Origin of the sequence: Kitasatospora sp. NPDC058406, from assembly GCF_042722765.1 — a bacterium.
Taxonomy (GTDB): domain Bacteria; phylum Actinomycetota; class Actinomycetes; order Streptomycetales; family Streptomycetaceae; genus Kitasatospora.
Window position 1 is genome coordinate 1 of sequence record NZ_JBHXKE010000162.1, and the last position, 21,686, is coordinate 21,686.

The following is a 21,686-nucleotide window of genomic DNA, read 5'->3' on the forward strand; positions in this document are numbered from 1 at the left end:
GCGGGGAGATCAACTGTCCACCGGGGACTTTCCACGTCCGCCAGTGGGGAGATCAACTGTCCGCGAGCGGGGAACTCCTACTGTCCCTTGACAGTGAGCACCCTACCGATTGCTCCGAAAGGATCCCTCATGTTCGACATCACCAAGGTTCAGGCTGCCCCGAGCTCGGACCTGCTCACGCCCGCCAACGCGGTCATGCTCTTCGTGGACCACCAGCCGCAGATGTTCTTCGGCACCGGCAGCGGTGACCGCACCGCGATCATCAACAGCACCGTGGGGCTCGCCAAGGCGGCTCGGGCTTTCGACGTGCCGGCCGTCCTGACCACGGTGGCCGCCGAGTCCTTCTCCGGGCCTCTGCTGCCTCAGCTCGCCGAGGTGTTCCCCGAGCACGAGATCATCGACCGGACGAGCATGAACGCCTGGGAGGACGAGGCCCTCGTCGCGGCGGTCAAGGCGACCGGGCGCAAGAAGATCGTCCTCGCCGGCCTGTGGACCGAGGTCTGTCTGGTGCTGCCCGCGCTCTCCGCGCTGGAGCAGGGGTACGAGGTGTACGTCGTCTCGGACGCCTCCGGTGGCGTCAGCCCGGCCGCCCACGAGCACGCGCTGCAGCGGATGCTGGCCGCCGGCGCGGTGCCGGTGACCTGGGTGCAGGTGCTCCTGGAGCTGCAGCGCGACTGGGCGCGCCAGGAGACGTACGGCGCGGTCATGGAGATCGTCAAGGCCCACGCGGGCGCGTACGGCCTGGGCGTCGTGTACGCGCAGAGCGTCATCGGCGCGCACGCCGCAGGCTGACACTCGTGGACACCGGCATTCTGATCCTTCGCCTGCTGGCGGGCCTGCTCGTCGCCGGTCACGGCGTGCAGAAGATCAGCTCCCACCTGGGCGGCAAGGGACTCAAGGGCGGGACGGAGGAGTTCCGCGCCGACGGCTTCCGCGGCGGTGTCGTCACCGCCCTGGCGGCGGGCGGCGGCCAGATCGGCTCCGGTCTGCTGCTCGCCGCCGGCTTTCTGACCCCGCTCGCCGCGACCGGCGTCATCGGGGTCATGACGGTCGCGCTCACCGTGAAGTGGCACCACGGGCTCTGGGTGCAGAACGACGGGTACGAGTACCCGCTCGTCCTCATCGGCACCGCCGCCGCTCTCGCCGCCACCGGCCCCGGCGCGTGGTCCTTGGACGCCGCCCTCGGCCTCACTCCGTACCCGCTGTGGTGGGCCGCCGCCGCCCTCGTGGCCGGCCTCGGCAGCGGGCTGCTCACCCGGCTCGTACTGCACGGCCAGGCCCCGGCGGCGGCGCGGACCGCGGCCCCCGGCGGCCGCTGAGCACGAGCCGCGACAGACCGGGTCCGGCCGCCCTGCGACCCCCGCGCGGGCGGCCGGGCCCTCCCACCTTCCACACCAGGAGTACCGATGGAAACCGCGACCACCGCATCCACCACCGCACCCTCGCGCGGCGGCGGTCAGCCGCTGCTGCACCAGAAGGGCGGCGAGACCCAGACGTTCGGCACGCTGAAGCAGCTGCCGATCGGCCTCGGCCACGACACCCGCATGTACGCCTGCCAGCGCCTCAACCGCGTGCTCGCCGATACGCAGATCCTGTACTCCCTCTACAAGAAGCACCACTGGCTCATGCGCGGGGCGACCTTCTACTCGCTCCACCTGATGCTGGACAAGCACGCGGAGGCCCAGCTGGCCGTCGTGGACGCGCTGGCCGAGCGAATCCAGAGCCTCGGCGGTGTCGCGGTCGCAGACCCGCGCCACGTCGCGGAGCTGACGGCCATTCCGCGACCGCCGAACGGTGTGGAGAAGGTCCCCGTCATGCTGTCGCGGCTCCTCGACGCGCACGAGCGGATCCTGGTCGACGCGCGGGACGCCGCCGCCCGGATCTCGGCGGAGGGCGACGAGGGCAGCACCGACCTGCTCGTCTCCGAGGTCATCCGCCCCGGCGAGGCGCAGGTGTGGTTCCTGGCCGAACACCTCGTGGACACCCCTCTGGTGCAGAGCTGATGGAGGAGACGTTCGACGTCGTCGTGGTCGGCGGCGGGCCGGGCGGCGAGGTCGTCGCCGACCGGATCGTCCGGTCCGGTCTGACCGCCGTCCTCGTCGAAGCCGAGGCGGTCGGCGGCGAGTGCTCCTACCGCGCGTGCGTGCCGAGCAAGGCCCTGCTGCGTCCCGGCGCGGCCCGGGAGGCCGCGCGGTCGGTCGACGGGTCCCGGCAGGCGGTCACGGCGGCACTCGACCCGGCGCGGGTCCTGGCCCGCCGTGACCGGTTCACCGGCCGCGGTGACGACACCGGACAGGCCGACTGGCTGACCAGTGCCGGCATACCCCTCGTACGAGGGCACGGACGGCTCGCCGGGGAGCGCCGGGTGGAGGTGACCGGGGCCGACGGCGCCGTCCGCACCCTGCGGGCCCGGCGCGCGGTCGTGCTCAGCCCCGGCACGGAACCCGCGCTGCCGCCGGTCGAAGGGCTCGACCAGATCGGTGTGTGGACCAACCGGCAGGCCACCACGGCCGATGCGGTGCCCGAGCGGCTCGTCGTCCTCGGCGGCGGGGTGGTGGCCTGCGAGATGGCCACCGCATGGGGCTCACTCGGCTCCGACGTCACCCTGCTCGTCCGCGACCAGACCCTGCTGACAGGCTGGGAACCGCGTGCCGGCGAGGAAGTCGCCCGCGGACTGACCACCCTGGGCGTGACGGTCCGCTTCGGGGTCTCGGCCCTCCGGGTCGCCCGCGACGGGGCCACTCGCACCGTGACCGTGGAGACCGACGACGGCGCCGTCCTGGCGTGCGACGAGGTGCTGGCCGCCGTCGGCCGGCGCCCCCGCACGGCGGACCTCGGCCTGGAGACCGTCGGGCTGCCGGGCGGTGACTGGCTCCCGGTCGACGACACCTGTCGCGTCACCGCCCTCGACGGCAGCTGGCTGTACGCCGTCGGCGACGTGAACCACCGCGCGCCGCTCACCCACATGGCCAAGTACCAGGCCCGTGCCTGCGCCGCGGCGATCGCCGAACGAGCCGCAGGCCGCCCGGCCGACACCGGCGACTGGCAGGCCTGGAGCGCGCAGGCCGACCACGTCGCCGTCCCGCAGGCCGTCTTCACGCATCCCGAGATCGCGAGCGTCGGCCTCACGGAACGCGCGGCACGTAAAGCCGGTCTCGCGATCCGTGCGGTGGAGTACCGGATCGGCGACGTCGCCGGAGCCGCGCTGTACGCGGACGGTTACCAGGGCTACGCCAAGCTCGTCGTGGACGAGACCCGCGGAGTCGTCGTCGGCTGCACCCTCACCGGCCCCATGGCGACCGAACTCATCCACACCGCCACCGTCGCCATCGTGGGCGAAGTCCCGCTCGAACGTCTGCGGCACACCGTCCCCGCCTTCCCGACGGTCAGCGAGGTCTGGCTGCGCCTCCTTGAGGCGTACGGCATCTGAGGCGACCTCCGCCCGTGCCCCTCCGCGAGCCCTGCTCGCCTCCCCCGCCCCTGCTCCGGGCGCTGAACGAGAGATCCCCACCATGAGTCCGACCTCCCCCTCCACCACCGGCGGCGCCGACGACGTACAGGGCAGCCGGCCGGACGTTCCCCCGGAACGCCGCTTCGAACCCGACCTCCGGTCGATGACCCGGATCAACCTCCGCCCCATCGCCTCCCCCATGCCGCTGGGCTTCTTCACGGTGGCGATCGCCTCCGTGATGACGGGGTGCATGCAGCTCGGGCTCTTCGACACAGAGGCCCGCGACGCCGTCGCCCTGTGCGTGCTGCCGGCCTTCGCGCTGCAGTTCCTGGTGAGCATCCTGGCATTCGGCGCCCGGGACGTGATCGCGGCGACGCTGATGGGCGTCTTCGCCGGCAGTTGGCTGGCCTACGCGCTCGTCATGTTCAGCGGCTCGGCCGACGGTCTGCGCGTGCTGGGCGTCTTCAACCTCGCACTCCTGGTCTTCGGGGCACTGATGACCGCCGTGACACGGCCCAAGCGCGCGCTGTGGCTCGTCGTGCTGGTCTCCCTGCCCCGCTGGGCGACCACCGGTCTGTCAGGTCTCACCGGCGCCGAGTGGCTCACCCGCACGTCCGGTGCCCTCGGCCTCGTGGTGGCGATCGTCGCGATGTACACGGCCTTCGCCCTGATGCTGGAGGACATGCGCAGTGAGGAGGTCCTGCCCATCGGCCGCAGCGGGCCGGCCCGCAACGCTGTCGAGGGCGGCCTCGCGGTCCAGCTCCGCAACCTGGAACGCCAGGCCGGCGTGCGGCGAACGCTCTGACCGTCCCGCGCTCATGAACCCCGCAACCGCACCGTCACAACGACCGAACAGGAGTTCCCTCATGTCCCGATCCGCCGAACCCACCGTCGTCCTGGTCCACGGCGCTTTCGCCGACGCGTCCAGTTACGCCCGCGTCATCCCGGAGCTGACCGCCGCGGGCCTGAAGGCAGTGGCTCCCGCAGTGCCCAACCGCAGCCTGGTGGAAGACGCCGCGTACATCGCCTCGGTGATTCGTGCCGTCGACGGCCCTGTGGTCCTGGTCGGCCACTCCTACGGAGGCGCTGTCATCACCCTGGCTGGTGTGGAGGAGAACGTCCGGGCACTCGTCTACCTGGCGGGATACGCGCTGGAGGAGGGCGAGAGCCTGGGCGAGCTGCAGGGGCGCTTCCCCGACTCCGGCCTCGCCGACGCGCTCGTCTTCACGCCGTTCCCCGTGGCCGGATCCGCCGAGGCCGGCACCGACGTCTCGGTGGATGTCGAGCGGTTCCCCGCTCTCTTCGCCGCCGACGTCGACCCCGGGCTCGCCGCGGTGCTCGCCGTCTCCCAGCGCCCCCTGGCCGCGCGGGCCTTCTCGGAGGCGGCCCCGGTCGCGGCCTGGAAGAGCAAGCCGTCGTGGGGCCTGGTCGCCACCTCCGACCGGACCATCAACCCCGACGTGGAGCGCTACGGCTACCAGCGGGCCGGCATGACGACCGTCGAGGTCGACTCCTCGCACCTGGTCATGCTCGCCCGGCCCGAAGCCGTGGCCGCGCTGATCCAGGACGCGGCCCGGTCCGTCACCCGCTGACCCGCCCGCGCCGCCGGTGCCCGTGCCCGTGCCGAGCCCACCCCCGGTGTGGGCTCGGCACGGGCGCACGAGCCTCTGACCTCGAACGATTGGTTGATTATGTTCGAACGCTGATAGCTTCGGTCCGCCCCCGGGAACACTCGGCGGGCGAACGGAGGAAGCACACCCATGAGGTTCGGCGCGAGGCTCGCGCTCGCCGTTATCGCCATCGTCGTCACGGCCGCCGCATGTGTCGCCCCTCCCAGCGCTTCCTCGTCCGGCGAGGCCGGGGACTGCGGGCCGTACGCGCGGTACGGCAGCCACCCTGGAACCCACGTCACCGTCTACGCGCCCAGCCGGGACCGGGAAGCAGACCTGTTCGAAGAGACCTGGGCCGGCTTCGCCGCCTGCACGGGGATCGACGTCCAGTACGAGGGGAACGGGGAGTTCGAGGCCCAGATCCAGCTCCGGGTCGAGGGCGGCCACGCCCCCGACGTGGCGTTCTTCGCCCAGCCCGGGCTGCTGGAACGTTTCGCGCGCGGGGGAGAGCTCCAACCCGCGAGCGCGGAGCTCGTCTCCCTGGCCGAACAGGGCTGGTCGGCGGACTGGAACAGCTACGCGACCGTGAACGGCACCCTCTACGGCACTCCGTTGGTCGCGAACGTGAAGTCCTTCGTCTGGTACTCGCCGAAGCTCTTCCGGGACAGGGGGCTGACCGTCCCCCGCACCTGGGCCGAACTGATGGACGTGACGGAGAAGGTCGCCGCTTCGGGGGTCAAACCGTGGTGTGCGGGCCTCGAATCCGGCGAGGCCACCGGTTGGCCCGTGACGGACTGGATCGAGGACGTCCTGCTCCGCCAGCAGGGGCCGGACGTCTACGACCAGTGGGTCTCCCACCGGATCCCGTTCAACGACCCGCGAGTGATCCGGGCCATGGACACGGTGGGGTCCGTCCTCAAGAACGACCGCTATGCCAACGGCGGCTACGGACCGGCCCGATCGATGGCCTCGATCTCCTACCAGGACGGCGGCACGCCGATCCTCTCCGGTGACTGCGCGATGCATCGCCAGGCGTCGTTCTACGCCGAGCACTGGCCGAAGGGCACCCGGATCGGACCGGACGGGGACGTGTTCGCCTTCCTCCTTCCGGGGGTGGACACGACCAGCAAGCCCGTCCTGGGCGGAGGGACGTTCGCCACGGCATTCTCCGACCGCCCCGAGGTGCGAGCCTTCCGGGAATACCTGGCGAGCGCCGACTTCGCCAACGCTCGGATGAAGAAGGGCCCCTTCGTCTCCGCGAACAAGGGAGTGGATCCGGCCGACGCCGCCGGCCCGATCGACCAGCTCTCGATCCAGTTGCTCCAGGATCCCCGGACACAGTTCAGGTTCGACGGTTCCGACCAGATGCCCGCGGCAGTCGGTGCGGGCACCTTCTGGAAGGGAGCCGTCGACTGGATCAGCGGCAAGGACACCGAATCGGTGGCGGCGGCCGTCGAACGGTCCTGGCCGAGCCACTGATGTCGTTCGACGTCGTCGCTCAGCAACCGAAGCTGGCCCACCTTCTCCAGGGCACCGCCGCGTTCTCGGCCGTGGTCGGCCTGATCCTCCTGGCACTGCACCGAGGGCCGGTACGGAGGCGGGGCGCGGCCTTCCTGCTGCTGGCCCCCGCCCTGCTGCTGCTCGCCGTCGGCCTCCTGCTGCCCGGCCTGCACACCCTGGGCCTGTCGTTCATGGACGACGAAGGGGACGCCTGGGTCGGAGTCGACAACTACGTGTGGATGTTCACCGACCCCGAGGCGCTGATCGCGCTGCGCAACACCCTGGCGTGGGTGGTGCTCGTGCCCCCGCTGGTGACGGGGATCGGTCTCCTCTACGCCGCGGCCGTCGTACGTGCGCGGTTCCGGGTGCTCGCCCTGTCCCTCATCCTGCTGCCGATGGCGATCTCGTTCGTCGGCGCCGGCCTGGTCTGGAAGTTCGTCTACGCCTACCGGCCGGCCGGGGCGGAGCAGATCGGGCTGCTGAACGAACTCGTCGTGGCGTTCGGCGGCGAGCCGAGACAGTGGCTCGTGGACTCCCCCTGGAACATCCTGTTCCTCATCGTGGCGATGGTGTGGGCCCAGACAGGCTTCGCGGCCCTCCTGCTGGCAGGCGCGATCGCGGCGGTTCCCGGCGAGATCATCGAGGCGGCCCGGCTGGACGGCGCGTCACCGCGGCAGATCTTCCGGCACATCACCGTGCCGTCAATCAGACCCACGCTGCTCGTCGTCGTCCTCACCGAGGTGATCGGCACCTTCAAGGCGTTCGACATCGTCAAAGCCATGACCGCCGGGCAGTTCGACACCGCTGTCATCGCCCACGAGATGTACGACCAGTCCTTCCGCTACGGCCGGACCGGCCACGGCGCGGCCCTCGCGGTGCTGCTCTTCCTCCTCGTCACCCCTGTCGTGGCCTACAAGGTCCGTGCGCAGCGGAGCGTGGGGTGAGCGGGGTGCGCGGGGTCCGGGAGCGTCTGTCGTCCCGTGTGTTCTCGCTGGCCGCCGTGGTGACCGCGATCCTGTGGACCGTGCCGGTGCTCGGTCTGTTCCTCTCCTCGTTCCGTCCCGAGGCCGAGATCAAGACGACCGGCTGGTGGACGGTGTTCGGCTCGCCCCACGTCACGCTCGCCAACTACCGTGAGGTGCTGTTCGGCACCGGGAACGCGTCGGGCCGGCTCGCCGACCACCTCGTCAACTCGATCGTCATCACCCTGCCCTCGGTGCTGTTCCCGCTCACGCTGGCGTTCCTCGCCGCGTACGCCCTGGCGTGGATCGACTTCAAGGGGCGCGATGTGCTCGTCGTCGGCATTTTCGCGCTCCAGATCGTGCCCCTCCAGATGGTGCTCGTCCCACTGCTGCGGCTCTTCTCCCGCGGATGGCTGTTCCTGCCCGCCTGGAACGTCACCGGAGCGGCTCGGTTCAGCCAGGCGTGGTTCGCGCATACGGTCTTCGCGTTGCCGTTCGCGGTGTTCCTCCTCCACAACTACCTGGCCAGACTGCCCCGTGACCTGATCGAGGCGGCCCGGGTCGACGGCGCGTCACACGCGACACTGCTGCTCCGGATCGTGCTGCCGCTGGCCCGTCCGGTCCTGGTGACGTTCGCGGTCATCCAGTTCGTCTGGGTGTGGAACGACCTGCTGGTGGCGATGACGTTGTCGGGTGGGACCGCCGAGACCGCTCCGGTGACGGTCGGACTGGCGGCCATGGCCGGCACGCGCGGCAACGAGTGGCAGCGGCTCACCGCGGGGGCGTTCGTGTCGGCGTTCGTCCCGCTGCTCGTGTTCCTCTTCTTCCGGCGGCACGTCGCCCGAGGTCTGCTCGCGGGGTCCGTCAAGGGATGACACCGCAGGAGATGAGCACGGACGCCCGGCTGAGCCGACCGGGTCTGCGCGGCCGGGAAGCCGAGCTGGAGCAGCTGCGGTCCATGGTCGAGGCGGTGCGCGACGGCGACGGCAGTGGGATCGCCCTGCTCCTGGGCGAGCCGGGGATCGGGAAGACCGCCCTGCTGGAGGAGACCGTCTCGATCGCACGCGCCAGCGGGTTCGCCGTCAGCCAGGGACGCGCCGAGGAGTTGCACGAGCTGGCACCGCTGGCGTCGCTGGCCTCGGGCCTGCTGCACGGCGACCCGCCGCTGCTGGCCGCGGAGGACTTCGCGCACCTGGCGGGCCACCACGACCAGCGCGTCTGGCTGGTCGAACGGCTGGCCCGGCTGCTCGAGGAGCGCTCGACGGACGCTCCCACACTGATCGCGATCGACGACGTCCAGTGGACCGATCCGCTGAGCCGCTTCGCACTGAACGTCATGCCGGCACGGCTGCTGGCCTCCCCGGTCCTCTGGCTGCTCGCGGGGAGGGAGAACCCGGACCTGCGCGGGGGCGCCACCCGGACGGCGACACTCGCGCTGCGGCCGCTGTCCGGTGCGGCGCTCGCCGAGGTGGCGCGGGACGTACTCGGCGGGACGGTACCGGATCGCGTCACCGGGCTGCTCGACACGGCCGGCGGTAACCCCTTCCTCGCGGTGGAGGTGCTGGAAGGCATCGCGGCGTCGGGTGCGGACGGGGCCGAGCCGCCGGAGCGGCTGGTGCTCGGGGTCCGCGGCAAGCTGTCCGCGCTCCGACCGGGCACCCTCGCATTCCTGCGGATCGGCTCGGTCCTGGGCCGCGCCTTCCACCTCGCCGACGCCGCGGCCCTGTGCGGCAAGCCGGCCTCGGGCCTCATCGGCGAACTGCACGAGGCGATCGGCGGTGGACTCATCGAGGACGACGGCGAACGCCTCGTGTTCCGCCATGACCTGCTCCGGCAGGCGGTCTACGCCGACCTCGCGCCCTCCGCGCGGCGGGCACTGCACCGGGAGGCGGCGAGTCGGCTCGTCGCGGCGGGCCGCACCTCGGCCGACGCTGTCCCGCACCTGCTCAAGAGCGCCGAACCGGGTGACCGGGAGGCGATCCGGCTGCTCGGCCGCGCCGCCTCGGACGTACTCACCGTCATGCCCGACCTCGCCGCCGATCTGTCCGTGCGCGCCATGGACCTGGTGCCGCCCCACGATCCCGCGGAGTTCGACGCGGGTGAACGGGCCATCACCGCCCTCACCCGTGCGGGCCGGTACACCCGGGCACGGGAGACCGGCGACGTGCTCCTGGCCCGGCAGCCCCCGTTGGACGTCTTCGCCCGTCTGCAGTCGGTCCTCGGGGACACGCTGTGGCACCTCGACGACATCCATGAGCTGACCCGCCGCTCGACGGCCGCCCTGGGCGTCGTCACCGACCCGGCGGTCCGCGCCCGGCTGACCGCGCGACTCGCGCTCGCCCAGTCCCGCGGCCGCGACCTCGGCAGTGCTCGCACGACCGCGGAACGGGCGTTCGCCGAGGCGGAGCGCGCACAGGACCGGGAGGCCCGCGTCGTCGCGCTGTGGGGCCTGGGCGAGATCGCCCTCAACGCGGGCGAGTGCGCGTCCGCCGTCGACCACCACACGGCGCTCAGCGCGTTCGACGCGGCGTTCCTGCCCGAGGAGGTCGTCGCCCGTGTCCACCTGGACGACTTCGACACGGCCCGGCACCTGCTGCGGACGGCGGGCGACGACCCGCTGCGGCCCGCGATGCTGATGTGGGCGCAGGGAAGCCTGAATCTGGGGCTCGGGCGGCTCGACGACGCGGAGGCCGACCTCGTCACCACCGAGCGGCTGGAAGCGGACATCCACGTGCCCGCGAACCTGGTCAACGTTCGGGTCCACCGGGGCTGGCTGGCGCTGCTGCGTGGCGATCGCGAAGCCGCGGAGGAACACGTCGAGGTCGTCAGGGCGGCGGTGGCCGGCCGGCCGAACCCGGGGAACCACGCCGCCCACCGGTTCCTGGAGGCCCTCCTCGCCGACGCCGACGGCGATCACGCGGCGGCGGCCGAACGGCTGCGGTCCGCCCAGCGGGACCACCCTTTCGTCCGCTGGAGGCTCCTGCGCACCCGGTTCGTCGAGGCCGTGCAGATCGCCCTGCGTGCCGGAGACCGGGCCCTGGCCGTGGACCTCGCGGCCCAGGCGGCCGACTACGCCTCCCACAACCCCGCCGTGCCGACGGCACAGGGGACGGCCACTCACACGGCAGCGCTGGTGAACGCCGATCCCGGCCTTCTGGAACGGTCCGTCCGGATCCTTCTCAACGGGCCCCGGCCGCTGCACCTCGCGGCGGCCCGCGCCGACCTCGGCCGCGCGCTGTCGGCCGTAGGAGACGCCGCCGCGATACCCGCCCTGACGAGGGCCTACGAGGCGTACGCCCACGCGGGGGCCGGCTTCGAGGCCGACAAGGTCCGGGCGGAACTGGACCGGGCCGTGACGGGCTCCGGCCGGCGTCCGGCCCGCCCTCGCCCCAGCCAGGGGTGGGACGCGCTCACCGCTTCGGAACGCAAGGTCGCCCGGCTCATCGCCGCAGGACACACCAACCGGTCGGCCGCTGCCGCCCTGGTCGTGTCTCCGCACACGGTCAACACGCATCTGACGTCGATCTTCCGCAAGCTCTCGGTGAACTCACGGGTCCACCTGACCCGGCTGGTACTGGCGCAGGCCGAAGTCGACGCGACCGGCCCGTCCGCGTCCGCGCACTCTGCGCCCGGGGGCAAGGCCCGGGGCGCCGCACGACAATCGGCGGCGCCTCCCCCGCCATAGCGTGACGGCATTCCGCGCCGCGACGACGCGCGGACCAGCCGAACCGAAGCAAGGAACACACAGCCATGCCGTACATCACCGTGGGCCAGGAGAACACCACCGCCGTCGAGCTCTACTACGAGGACCACGGCACCGGCCAGCCGATCGTCCTCATCCACGGCTTCCCCCTCGACGGCCACTCCTGGGAGCGCCAAAGCGCCGCGCTCCTCGACGCCGGCTACCGCGTCATCACCTACGACCGCCGCGGCTTCGGCCGGTCCTCCCAGCCGACGATCGGCTACGACTACGACACCTTCGCGGCCGACCTGCACACCGTGATGGAGACCCTCGACCTGAACGACGCCGTCCTCGTGGGCTTCTCCATGGGCACCGGCGAGGTCGCCCGCTACGTCTCCGCGTACGGCTCCGCCCGCGTCGCCAAGGTCGCCTTCCTCGCCTCGCTGGAGCCCTGCCTGCTGAAGAGCGACGACAACCCGGACGGCGTCGCCCCGAAGGAGTTCTTCGACGGCATCGTCGCCGCCGTGAAGGCCGACCGCTACGCCTACTACAGCGCCTTCTTCAACGACTTCTACAACCTCGACGAGAACCTGGGCACCCGCATCAGCGAGGAGGCCGTCCGCAGCAGCTGGAACACCGCGGCCGGCGGCGGCTCCTTCGCGGCCTCGGCGGCGCCGTCGACCTGGTACACCGACTTCCGCGCCGACATCCCGGCCGTCGACGTCCCCGCCCTGATCCTCCACGGCACGGCAGACCGCATCCTCCCCGCCGAAAACACCGCGCGTCCCTTCCACACGGCCCTCCCGTCCGCCGACTACATCGAGATCGACGGCGCCCCGCACGGCCTGCTGTGGACCCACGCGGAGGAGGTCAACGCCGCGCTCCTCACGTTCCTGGCGAAGTGAGGCCGCTCCCGCCGGTTCACACGGGGTGACGCCGCCCGCGGCAGCCGGACGACCGGCCCGGCTGCCGCGGGCCCCGAACCGGACGACGGGCGTCCTCCGGCTTCGGGACCCGCGATCACAGCATCCAGACAGGTTCAGGAGAGCAGAGGCATCATGCAGTTCGGTATCTTCACCGTCGGGGACGTGACACCCGACCCCACCGACGGCCGTGTTCCGACGGAACACGAGCGCATCAAGGCGATGGTCGCCATCGCGCTCAAGGCCGAGGAGGTCGGCCTGGACGTCTTCGCGACCGGCGAGCACCACAACCCGCCGTTCGTCCCGTCGTCCCCGACCACCCTGCTCGGCCACATCGCCGCCCGCACCGAGAAGCTGGTCCTGTCCACCGCCACGACTCTGATCACCACCAACGACCCGGTGAAGATCGCGGAGGACTACGCGATGCTCCAGCACCTGGCCGACGGCCGGGTCGACCTCATGCTGGGCCGCGGCAACACCGGACCGGTGTATCCCTGGTTCGGGCAGGACATCCGCCAGGGCATCGACCTCGCCAGGGAGAACTACGCGCTGCTGCGCCGGTTGTGGCGTGAGGACGTGGTGGACTGGGAGGGCCGGTTCCGCACGCCCCTGCAGGCCTTCACGTCGACACCCCGACCGCTGGACGGGGTAGCGCCGTTCGTCTGGCACGGATCCATCAGGTCGCCGGAGATCGCGGAACAGGCCGCGTTCTACGGCGACGGCTTCTTCCACAACAACATCTTCTGGCCGGCCGATCACACCAGGCGCATGGTCCAGCTGTACCGCCGCCGGTACGCCCACCACGGCCACGGCCGCCCGGAGGACGCCATCGTGGGGCTGGGCGGCCAGGTCTTCATGCGCAAGAACTCGCAGGACGCGATACGGGAGTTCCGTCCGTACTTCGACAACGCGCCGGTCTACGGGCACGGTCCGTCGCTGGAGGACTTCACCGAGCAGACCCCGCTGACCGTGGGCTCACCCCAGCAGGTCATCGACCGAACCCTGTCCTTCCGGGAGACCCTGGGCGACTACCAGCGCCAGCTCTTCCTGATGGATCACGCGGGTCTGCCCCTCAAGACCGTCCTGGAGCAGCTCGACCTCCTCGGCGAGGAGGTCGTGCCCGTGCTGCGCCGGGAGTTCGCGATCGGACGCCCGGACGACGTGCCGGACGCCCCGACGCACGCGGCGCGGGTCACGGCCGCCGCCACCGCGCAGGAGGTGGGCGCCGCGTGAAGCTGGTCGCCGTTTCCGCGGGGTTGAGCACCCCTTCCTCCACCCGCCTGCTCGTGGACCGGCTGGCCGAGTCGGTCCGCGACGAACTCGCCGTCCGGGGCCGTGTCGTGTCGGCCGAGGTCGTCGAGCTTCGCGAACTGGCCGGCGATGTCGCCAACCATCTCGTGACCGGCTTTCCGGCACCGCGCCTGGCCGCCGCGATAGACGCGGTGACCGGAGCCGACGGGCTGATCGTCGTCACCCCGGTGTTCACGGCCTCCTACAGCGGCCTGTTCAAGTCCTTCTTCGACGTGATCGCCCCGGACGCCCTCGCCGGCAAACCGGTCCTGGTCGCGGCCACGGGGGGTACTGCTCGCCACTCCCTCGTGCTGGAGCACGCTATGCGACCGCTCTTCGCGTATCTGCGCGCCACTGTTGTTCCCACCGCGGTGTACGCGGCGTCCGCGGACTGGGGATCCGGAGGAGACGAGTACGCCGACGGCCTGCCCGGCCGCATCCGCCGGGCGGGCGGCGAGCTGGCCGCGCTCCTGGCCGACCGCCCGGCCCGGGCCGAACCCGAGGACGACGTCACCGCCCTCGAACGACAGCTCGCCGACCTGCGCTTCGACTGAGACCGGTCGGTCCGGGTCACCGCCTGCCCGGGCGAAGCCGCCGTGCCGCATACTGATCCGCCGTACCGCCGTTGGACGAGCCCGTCCCGTGCGGCCCCGGCCGGCGGAGTGAGTGTGAACCGATTGACGACATGGCCCTTCCCCGAGGACGTCGAGGGCGGGGGGACACCGGTCCGCGGCAGGGAGGAGGACCTGGCGTTCATCGAGGCGCGGCTCGACGCCCTCGCCCGGGGGGCAGGCGGGATCGTCCTCATCGAAGGCCCTGCGGGAATCGGCAGGTCGAGGATGCTCGCGGAGGCCTCGGCCGCCGCGAAACGGCGCGGGATGAGGGCATTTCAGGGTGGAGCCGACCCCGACGAACAGTTCGTGCCGCTCAGCCCGTTGTTGGACGGCCTGTTCGCGGGGAAGGAACCGCTCGCTGGTGCCGACCGGCTACGGGACCTCGCCGCGACGCCAGGCCAGCGCTTCTGGCTGCTCCAGGAACTGGGGGACCGCCTGCGGGAGGCCGCTCGGAGCGGGCCGCTGCTCATCGTCCTCGACGACCTCCAGTGGTGCGACGAACTGACGCTTCTCACCTTCCACACCCTCGCGGCCGCACTCGCGCCGCACCCGATCCTGTGGCTCGTGGCCGTGCGCCACGGGAGCGTGCCTCCCTGGGTCCGCACGACACTTGACCGGATTCGGCAGGCCGGGGCGCACGAACTGGTCCTGGGCGCACTCGGCGACCCGGCGGTCGCCCGGATCGCCGAGGACGTCCTGGGCGCGGTGCCCGGCCCGGACGTCATGCGTGTCGCGCGCCGCGCCGAGGGGGTGCCGCTGTTGCTCGGGGAACTGCTCGACGCGGTACGGGACGAGGGGCTGGTGACGATCGAGAACGGCACAGCACGGCTCACGGCCGGATCCCTCCCCCTCACGCAGCTGCCGTCCGTCGCGGACCGGCTGGCCCGCCTTCCCGCCGCGGCCCGCGAACTCGTCGAAACGGCGGCCGTGGTGGGAGGCCCCGTCCCCGTGGAGCTGCTGGCCGAGCTGCTCGGCAGACCACCTGCGACGCTGATCACCGCGATCCAGGAATCCCTCGACTCCGGTCTGCTCGTCGAAAGGGGCGACCGTCTGGACTTCCGCCACGAGCTGATCCGTGAGGCTGTGGAAGCCGGACTCCCTCCCGCCCTGCGCCGGACCCTGCGGAACCATGCCGCCGAGGTGCCGCCGGCGCGTGCGGCGTCCCCGGCCGGGCCCGACGCGCCGCCGGCCGTGGGCGTGCGGCACGGCGACCGGACGGCCGCCGAACGACTGCGTGCCGCTGCGGCCGATCTCGCGGCCACCGCTCCCGGAGCGGCGGCGGAGCTCAGCCTCAGAGCCCTGGAAATCACCCTGGAGGACCCGTCGCAACGGCCGAGGGTCATCGCCGAGACGCTCCCGCTGCTCTGGCAGATGGGGCAGCCGGCCCAGGCACACGACCTGGGGGCGTCGGCCCTGGCCGCCGGTGATCTCAGGCCCGACGACGAGGCGCGGATACGCCTCGCCATGGCGCGCCTTGCCAGTCACTTCGATTTCACCGAGGCCGTCCGCCAGGCCCGTGCGGGGGCGGCACTGCCCGGGATCCCGGCCGCACTGCAGGCCCGACTGCTCGCCCTGTTGTGCCTGGGCCTGTCGCTGGCGGGTGACCCCGAGGGCGCGGAGCAGACCGCTGCCGAGGCGCGGGAGGCCACCGATGCGGCCCGGGACGGCATCGCCCAGGCCACCATGATGGTGGTCGACTCGGCCCTGTGCTTCTACCGGATGGACTGGAACGAGGCGCTCCACCGGGCGAGCCGGGCGGCGGCCCTGGCGGCCGGCCTGGGCATCGCCCCTTCCGTCTGGATCCCGGAGGCGCTGTGGCAGTGCCTGCTGCTGACCGTGGCCGGCCGCACCGCGGAGGCGCTCGCGCTCGCCGAGGCCGGGGTCCACGACACCCGCCACCAGGGCCGGGCGGCGGCCGCACGCCTGTGGCTCATGCACCGCGCCCGGGCGCTCCTGGACGCCGGACGGCTGGCGGAAGCCCGGGCCGAGGCGGAAGCCGCCGCCGACATGAGGGGTGCGTTCGACAGCGAAGACCTCGCTGAACTCATGCTCCTGTACACGCTGACGCGACTGGCGATCCACACCGACGACCGCGAAGCCGCCCAGCGGTGCGCGGCGCAGGCGAGGCGCGTCCGGGGTACGGGCGCACCGCTCGCCCGTAGCGTCGGCGCCTGGATGCTGGTCCTGCTGGCGGACTTCGACGGCCGCCCCGACCGCGACCTGGCGGAACTCCACGAGGTGCTGGCGGCGCTCGCCGAGGAACGGCCGGCCCTGGTGAGCCCGGTCGACCCGATGGACACTCCCGCCCTCGTCCGCATGGCCCTGCGCGCCGGCGCATCCGAGCGGGCCGCCCCGGCCGTCGAGGTGGCCGAGCGGCGAGCCGCGCGCAACCCGGACTTCACGATCCTCGCTGCCAGTGCCGCGCACGCCCGCGGGCTGCTCGACAACGATCTGGCGCACCTCCTGCGCGCCGTCCGGCTGTACGAGGGGTGCTCACGCCCGATCGCCCGGGCGTCGGCGCTGGAGGACGTCGGACGCAAGCTCGCGACCACCCGCAGGCCCGAGGCGGTGCCGTACCTGGACAAGGCGCTCGTCCTCTACATCCAGTCAGGTGCCGAGCGGCACGTCGCGCGGGTCCGTCGACGCCTGCGGGCCGCCGGTGTGCGCCGACGCCCGTCATCGGCCGGGTCGGCCAGGGAATGGCCCGAGCTGACAGCGTCGGAGCTCCGGGTGGCCCGGCTCGTGGCCCAGGGACTGACGAACCCGCAGGTGGCCGAGGAGCTCTCGCTGTCGCCCCACACGGTGGGTTCGCACCTGCGCCGCGCCTACACCAAGCTCGACATCGGCTCCCGCGCGGAGCTGGCCCGGCTGGTGGAGAGACGCGACAACGGAGAGTGACCGCTTCGCATCCCCTGCCGATGCCGTACCTATGGACCTTTCATGCGATGTGCCGGCGTCGCCGCCTCCTCAAAATGATCAACAGCTGCGGAAAGGAAGCGTTCCGCAGGGAACAGTTGGTCGAGAGAGGAACAGCGCATGCCCGCAAGGCTCCAGCGAGCTCGCCCTGGCAGCCCTGGACTCCAGGCGCTCGTCGACGAACTCGCGGAGCAGCTCGGCCGGTCCGTCGCGATCGATGATCCGCTGGTCCGCGTGGTCTGCACGAGTCGCCACTTCGGCGACGAGGACCCGGTACGCATCGGCACGCTGCTCCAGGGCCGTGCCGACAACGCCACCATCCGCTACGTACTCGCCCAAGGAGTGACGCAGTGGGCCGGACCCGGATTCATCGAAGGCCGTGACGACCTCGGGCTCCTGCCCCGCTACGTCGTGCCGCTGCGCGAGCGCGGGCACCTCCTGGGGCTGCTCATGGTGGTGGCGCCCGAGATGACGCTCGAACCGAAGGAGACCGAAGCCATCGGGCGGGCCGCCGGCCTGATGGCCGCCCAGATGTACGTCGAGCAGCTCGGCGCCGACACCCGGAAGACCGACGAACAGACCCTGGTCCTGGAACTCGTCGACACCAACGTCGTCACCCGCACCGCCGCACGCCGACGGGCCGTGGAACTCGGGCTGCTCGGCGAGGCCGAACACGTCCTGGTCACCCTGGTCAAGCTGCGCCGCGGAACAGAGCCCGTACGACAGCCCGAGGCGGCTCTGTGGGGAGCTCTGGAGGGCTTCCGGCAAACACGTTCGGCGCACGGCGTCCTCGCGGTCGACCAGGACCGGGCGGTCCTGCTCCAACTGCGTGAGCGGCCTCCCGCCCCGCCCGAGGTCGCCACCCAGTCGGCCCGCATCCTCGACGAACTCGCCACCTTCCTGGAACCGTCGGCGGCTCCGGTCATCGGTGTCGGCGGGCGGCACCTGGGCCTGCAGCACGCCTGGCGGTCGTACGAGCAGTCCCTCGTCGCGGCCCGGGCCGCGCGCCGGATCCCCTCGCTGCGAAGCATCGGGGACTGGGACCTGCTCGGGGAGTTCGCCGTGCTCCTCCAGCTCCCCGAGCACGCACTGAACGCCTCCCTCGTCCCCGAGCCGCTGCGCGCCCTGAACGAGGCCCACGGCGACGACCGGCTCCGGGACACCCTGCGCTGCTTCCTCGAACACGCCGGATCGATCCCCAGGACCGCCGAGGCGTTGCGGCTCCACCGCACGTCGCTCTACTACCGCCTGCGCCAGATTCAGGAGATCACCGGACTCGACCTCGACGACGGTGGTCACCGGCTCACGCTGCACCTTGGGCTCAGGATCGAGGAACTCCTCGCCACCGGTGACGACCGGGCCGCCTGATCCCGGCCGGCCCTCGCCCCTTCGACAAAGCGATAAGGATCTCCGGCCCGATTCCTACAGCACGCGGTGGTGGTGGCGAAGGGCCGTCATCGAAGATGTGAGAGACGGCGCGGGCACGACCACAGGCCCGTGGCCAGGGAAGGAAGAGGTCATGAAGGAACTGATCGCCACCGACGGGACACGCCTCGCCTACCGGGACACCGGTGGCGAGGGCGTCCCCCTGGTCATGCTCCACGGCTGGGGCCAGACCCAGGCGATGTTCCGCCACCAGGTCGAGAGCCTGTCACCCGGCCGTCGCGTGATCACCGTCGACTTCCGGGGCCACGGGCTGTCCGACAAGCCGAAGCACGGCTACCGCATCGCCCGGTTCTCCCGCGATGTGCTCGAACTCGTCGACCACCTCGGGCTGGTGCGGTTCGACGCCCTGGGGTGGTCGATGGGCGTCTCGGTGTGGTGGAGCTTCATCGACCAGTACGGCACCGGACGCATCCGCCGCCTCATCGCCGTCGACCAGCCGGCGGCCGTCGCCGCCGTCCCCTGGACGACCGAGCAGGAGCAGCAGCAGTCCGGCGCCATCTTCGACGTGTCGCAGCTCCTCGAACTAGGTGCCGCGCTCGCGGCCCCCGGAGGTGACGGAGTGCGCGCCGACTTCGTGCGCGGCATGTTCTCGGGTGAGCCGGACCCGGAGGTGCTCGCCTTCGTCGCACAGGAGATCACCTCGACGCCCGCCCACGCCGGCGTCCCCCTGCTGTTCGACCACTGCGCCCAGGACTGGCGCGACGTGCTTCCCCGGATCGATGTGCCGACCCTGGTGATCGGCTGCGAGGGAAGCCATGTGAACCCCGAATCGCAGCGCTTCATCGCCCGGCAGATCCCCGGCGCCCGAATCCATGTCTTCACCTCCGAGGTGGCGAATTCGCATTTCCCGTTCCTCGAGAACCCGGCGGCTTTCAACGCGGTGGTGGAGAAGTTCCTCGCCGAGGAACCGGACCTGAGAGCGTAGACCGCCTCCGTTTCCGTTCCGGCGGCCGCGCGAACGGCTGCTCCATCGCAAAGAACCGTAGGCTTGGAGTTCTCATGACCCAGTCAGTGATGTCACGCACGCCGGAAAGGGAGGAACACCGACCAGTCGCTCTCCGACCGGTTTCCTCCTCCGAATGGCTCGTCGAGATTCGTTCCGGCATACCGAGCGAGGGGGACGGCAACTTCCTCTATCTCGGGATGCACGTCCGGGGGGCGGCGACCAGCGTCCGAGAAGGGGTCAGAACGGCACTGGAGCCGCACGACCTGGTCTTCTGCGACCCTGCGAGGCGCCACCTTCTCCAGTTCGGCGACGACTGCCGCATGATCTTCTTCCGGGTGCCCCGCGGCTATCTGGGAGTCACGGAGTCGGAGCTGGACCAGGTGGTGGGTGTTCCCGTGCCGGGTGGCGACGGGCTGGGGGCGCTGGTGTCGGACTTCCTGTCCGCGCTCGCCGACAAGGCCGAATTCCGCCGGTCCAGGCCCGGGGACCGGCTCGCCCGTACGGCCGTCCACCTCCTGTCGGTCCTGCTCATGGAACTCCTCGGGACCGGCGAGGAGGGCGAGGAGACCGAGGCGCCGACGATCGGCAGCGAGATGCTGTCCCGGATCCGGTGCTTCATCGAGGAGCACCTCATGGACCCGGACCTCTCGCCGGAGTCCATCGCACGTGCCCACCACATCTCCGTCCGGTACCTGCACAAGCTCTTCCAGAACGAGGGCATCACGGTGAGCCAGTGGGTGCGGCGACGTCGGCTGGAGTCCTGCAGGGTCGAGCTGAGCCGGTCCAACCGCCGGTTCACCGTGGCGGCGGTGGCCCACCGCTGGGGCTTCAGCAGCCCCTCGCACTTCAGCCGCACTTTCCGGGGCGCGTACGGCATGACCCCGAGCGAATGGCAGTCCTTGGCAACCTCGGCCGTCGCCGACGCCCCGCACGCGGCCTGACACCGAGAAGAGAACCGCCATGACCACCCCCACCGTCGTCCTCGTACACGGCGGCTTCGGCGACGCAGCGGCCTGGATAGGCGTCATCTCGGAACTGCGCAGCCGCGGTATCCCGGTGATCGCACCGCCGAACCCCCTGCGCGGCCTAGCCTCCGACGCCGCCTACGTCACGTCCGTCGTCTCCCAGATCGCCGGCCCCGTCCTTCTCGTCGGCCACTCCTACGGCGGTGCGCTGATCACCGTGGCCGGCGCCGCGGAGAACGTCGTCGGGCTCGTCTACATAGCCGCGTACGTGCTCCACGAGGGCGAGAGCCTCGGCGATCTGGAGAGACGCTTCCCCGACTCCTCGCTCACGAGCAATTTGAAGATGTGGACCTACCCGCTCGTCGGTGGCGACTCCGCGGTCGAGGTCACCATCGACGAGGCGGCCTTCCCCGCCGTCTTCGCCGCGGACGTGGCGGAGGAGGTCGCCGGGGTCCTGGCAGCGGCCCAACGCCCGGTCGCCACTGCGGCCTTCACCGAGACGGCCTCCGCCGCCGCCTGGCAGCTGAAGCCGTCCTGGGCCCTGGTGGCCGGAGCCGACCGCGCGATCAACCCGGAGGTCCAGCGCTTCGGCGCCGAGCGGGCCGGGTCCGTCGTCGTCGAGCTCCCGGACGCCTCCCACGCCGTCGCCCTGTCGGAGCCCAAGCAGGTCGCCGATCTGATCCGGGACGCGGTGCGGGCCACGAGCTGACCGGAACGCACCTAGTGGCGCGGACGAATCCCGGTTCGTCCGCGCCAGGTTGCTTTTCGAATCGCGTGCACCAGAGGTCAAGAACGCGTGCGTGGAACGGCTCGACGACATCCGGAACACCGGTAATTTCAATGAAGGCGAAAGGAACCGCAATGCAGCTCCCCCTAGAAAAGACGATCAGCGCGAGACTGATGACAGCAGCGTGCGAATGGCATGAACTGACCTTGCGCATGAGGCATTCGCCGGACGATGCGCTGGCAGTCCGAATGGACCTTTTCGCAGCCGAGGACGATCCACCGGCCGCGACCTGGGTATTCGGCCGGGATCTGCTCGCCACCGGGCTCATCCTGCCGACGGGCGAGGGAGACGTACGCGTCCGGCCCCACGGCGAGGACGAAACGGACGTCGAGCTCATCTCGGGGCAGTCCTGGTGCGTCGTCAGGATGGCGTCGGCCCATGTGCGCGACGTGGTGGCCAGGACGCAGTGCGCCGAGGAGCGATGGGAGGACAAGGCGCAGGCCGAGCTCGACAGGGTTCTGGTGGAGATCCTTTCCAGCGGTATCAGGAATGCGGATTCCTAGCCTGCGTGTTTCACTTGCGGCGGTGTCCGGATCATGAGCGGGAACGCGAAAGTGCCTTCTGCGCTGGGAAGATGAGGCTTGTCGAAGGTCT

General features: G+C 71.4%; 19 protein-coding genes. All 19 read left to right on the forward strand.

All coding sequences use genetic code 11. The features are described 5' to 3' along the window. The first annotated feature begins 129 nt into the window (after positions 1 to 129). Positions 130 to 792, forward strand: coding sequence for a hydrolase (locus ACFWOG_RS27310; protein ID WP_380361319.1), 663 nt, complete (start codon positions 130 to 132; stop codon positions 790 to 792). Between the two features lie 5 nt (positions 793 to 797). Next, on the forward strand, positions 798 to 1,319 hold the full coding sequence (locus ACFWOG_RS27315) for a DoxX family protein (protein ID WP_380361320.1): 522 nt from the start codon (positions 798 to 800) through the stop codon (positions 1,317 to 1,319). An 87-nt stretch (positions 1,320 to 1,406) separates the two neighbouring features. Beyond that, positions 1,407 to 2,003, forward strand: a complete 597-nt coding sequence (locus tag ACFWOG_RS27320) for a Dps family protein (RefSeq protein ID WP_380361321.1) — start codon at positions 1,407 to 1,409, stop codon at positions 2,001 to 2,003. Further along, positions 2,003 to 3,430: a dihydrolipoyl dehydrogenase family protein gene (locus ACFWOG_RS27325; RefSeq protein ID WP_380361322.1), complete on the forward strand. Its 1,428-nt coding sequence runs from the start codon at positions 2,003 to 2,005 to the stop codon at positions 3,428 to 3,430. Before ACFWOG_RS27320 ends, ACFWOG_RS27325 begins: the two co-directional genes overlap by 1 nt. A gap of 82 nt (positions 3,431 to 3,512) precedes the next feature. After that, entirely contained in the window at positions 3,513 to 4,256 is a 744-nt protein-coding gene (locus tag ACFWOG_RS27330) for an acetate uptake transporter family protein (protein WP_380361323.1), read from the forward strand. Positions 4,257 to 4,317: 61 nt separating this feature from the next. Beyond that, the gene (locus tag ACFWOG_RS27335) at positions 4,318 to 5,043 is read left to right on the forward strand and encodes an alpha/beta fold hydrolase (protein WP_380361324.1); all 726 of its coding nucleotides are present in this window, start codon (positions 4,318 to 4,320) and stop codon (positions 5,041 to 5,043) included. 168 nt (positions 5,044 to 5,211) lie between these two features. Beyond that, positions 5,212 to 6,540, forward strand: a complete 1,329-nt coding sequence (locus ACFWOG_RS27340) for an ABC transporter substrate-binding protein (RefSeq protein ID WP_380361325.1) — start codon at positions 5,212 to 5,214, stop codon at positions 6,538 to 6,540. Next, complete coding sequence (locus ACFWOG_RS27345) at positions 6,540 to 7,505, forward strand: carbohydrate ABC transporter permease (RefSeq protein ID WP_380361326.1); 966 nt, start codon at positions 6,540 to 6,542, stop codon at positions 7,503 to 7,505. The genes ACFWOG_RS27340 and ACFWOG_RS27345 overlap by 1 nt, the downstream gene beginning before the upstream one ends. Continuing rightward, positions 7,502 to 8,398 carry a carbohydrate ABC transporter permease gene (locus ACFWOG_RS27350; protein WP_380361327.1) on the forward strand — a complete coding sequence of 299 codons (897 nt, stop codon included), beginning with the start codon at positions 7,502 to 7,504 and terminating at the stop codon, positions 8,396 to 8,398. The genes ACFWOG_RS27345 and ACFWOG_RS27350 overlap by 4 nt, the downstream gene beginning before the upstream one ends. 11 nt (positions 8,399 to 8,409) lie before the next feature. Beyond that, entirely contained in the window at positions 8,410 to 11,208 is a 2,799-nt protein-coding gene (locus ACFWOG_RS27355; protein ID WP_380361328.1) for an ATP-binding protein, read from the forward strand. Between the two features lie 65 nt (positions 11,209 to 11,273). Continuing rightward, positions 11,274 to 12,110 carry an alpha/beta fold hydrolase gene (locus ACFWOG_RS27360; RefSeq protein WP_380361329.1) on the forward strand — a complete coding sequence of 279 codons (837 nt, stop codon included), beginning with the start codon at positions 11,274 to 11,276 and terminating at the stop codon, positions 12,108 to 12,110. Positions 12,111 to 12,263: 153 nt separating this feature from the next. Continuing rightward, the gene (locus ACFWOG_RS27365) at positions 12,264 to 13,361 is read left to right on the forward strand and encodes an LLM class flavin-dependent oxidoreductase (RefSeq protein WP_380361330.1); all 1,098 of its coding nucleotides are present in this window, start codon (positions 12,264 to 12,266) and stop codon (positions 13,359 to 13,361) included. Beyond that, a complete protein-coding gene (locus ACFWOG_RS27370) occupies positions 13,358 to 13,972 on the forward strand; it encodes an FMN reductase (RefSeq protein ID WP_380361331.1) in 615 nt (204 codons plus the stop codon). The genes ACFWOG_RS27365 and ACFWOG_RS27370 overlap by 4 nt, the downstream gene beginning before the upstream one ends. A gap of 114 nt (positions 13,973 to 14,086) precedes the next feature. Continuing rightward, positions 14,087 to 16,930: a helix-turn-helix transcriptional regulator gene (locus ACFWOG_RS27375; RefSeq protein WP_380361332.1), complete on the forward strand. Its 2,844-nt coding sequence runs from the start codon at positions 14,087 to 14,089 to the stop codon at positions 16,928 to 16,930. Between the two features lie 138 nt (positions 16,931 to 17,068). Continuing rightward, on the forward strand, positions 17,069 to 18,316 hold the full coding sequence (locus ACFWOG_RS27380; RefSeq protein ID WP_380361333.1) for a PucR family transcriptional regulator: 1,248 nt from the start codon (positions 17,069 to 17,071) through the stop codon (positions 18,314 to 18,316). Positions 18,317 to 18,467: 151 nt separating this feature from the next. Continuing rightward, on the forward strand, positions 18,468 to 19,319 hold the full coding sequence (locus ACFWOG_RS27385; protein ID WP_380361334.1) for an alpha/beta fold hydrolase: 852 nt from the start codon (positions 18,468 to 18,470) through the stop codon (positions 19,317 to 19,319). An 89-nt stretch (positions 19,320 to 19,408) separates the two neighbouring features. After that, on the forward strand, positions 19,409 to 20,281 hold the full coding sequence (locus tag ACFWOG_RS27390) for an AraC family transcriptional regulator (RefSeq protein WP_380361337.1): 873 nt from the start codon (positions 19,409 to 19,411) through the stop codon (positions 20,279 to 20,281). A 19-nt stretch (positions 20,282 to 20,300) separates the two neighbouring features. After that, positions 20,301 to 21,014, forward strand: coding sequence for an alpha/beta fold hydrolase (locus ACFWOG_RS27395; protein WP_380361335.1), 714 nt, complete (start codon positions 20,301 to 20,303; stop codon positions 21,012 to 21,014). Positions 21,015 to 21,166: 152 nt separating this feature from the next. Next, a complete protein-coding gene (locus tag ACFWOG_RS27400) occupies positions 21,167 to 21,595 on the forward strand; it encodes an SsgA family sporulation/cell division regulator (protein WP_380361336.1) in 429 nt (142 codons plus the stop codon). The last annotated feature ends 91 nt before the right edge of the window (positions 21,596 to 21,686 follow it).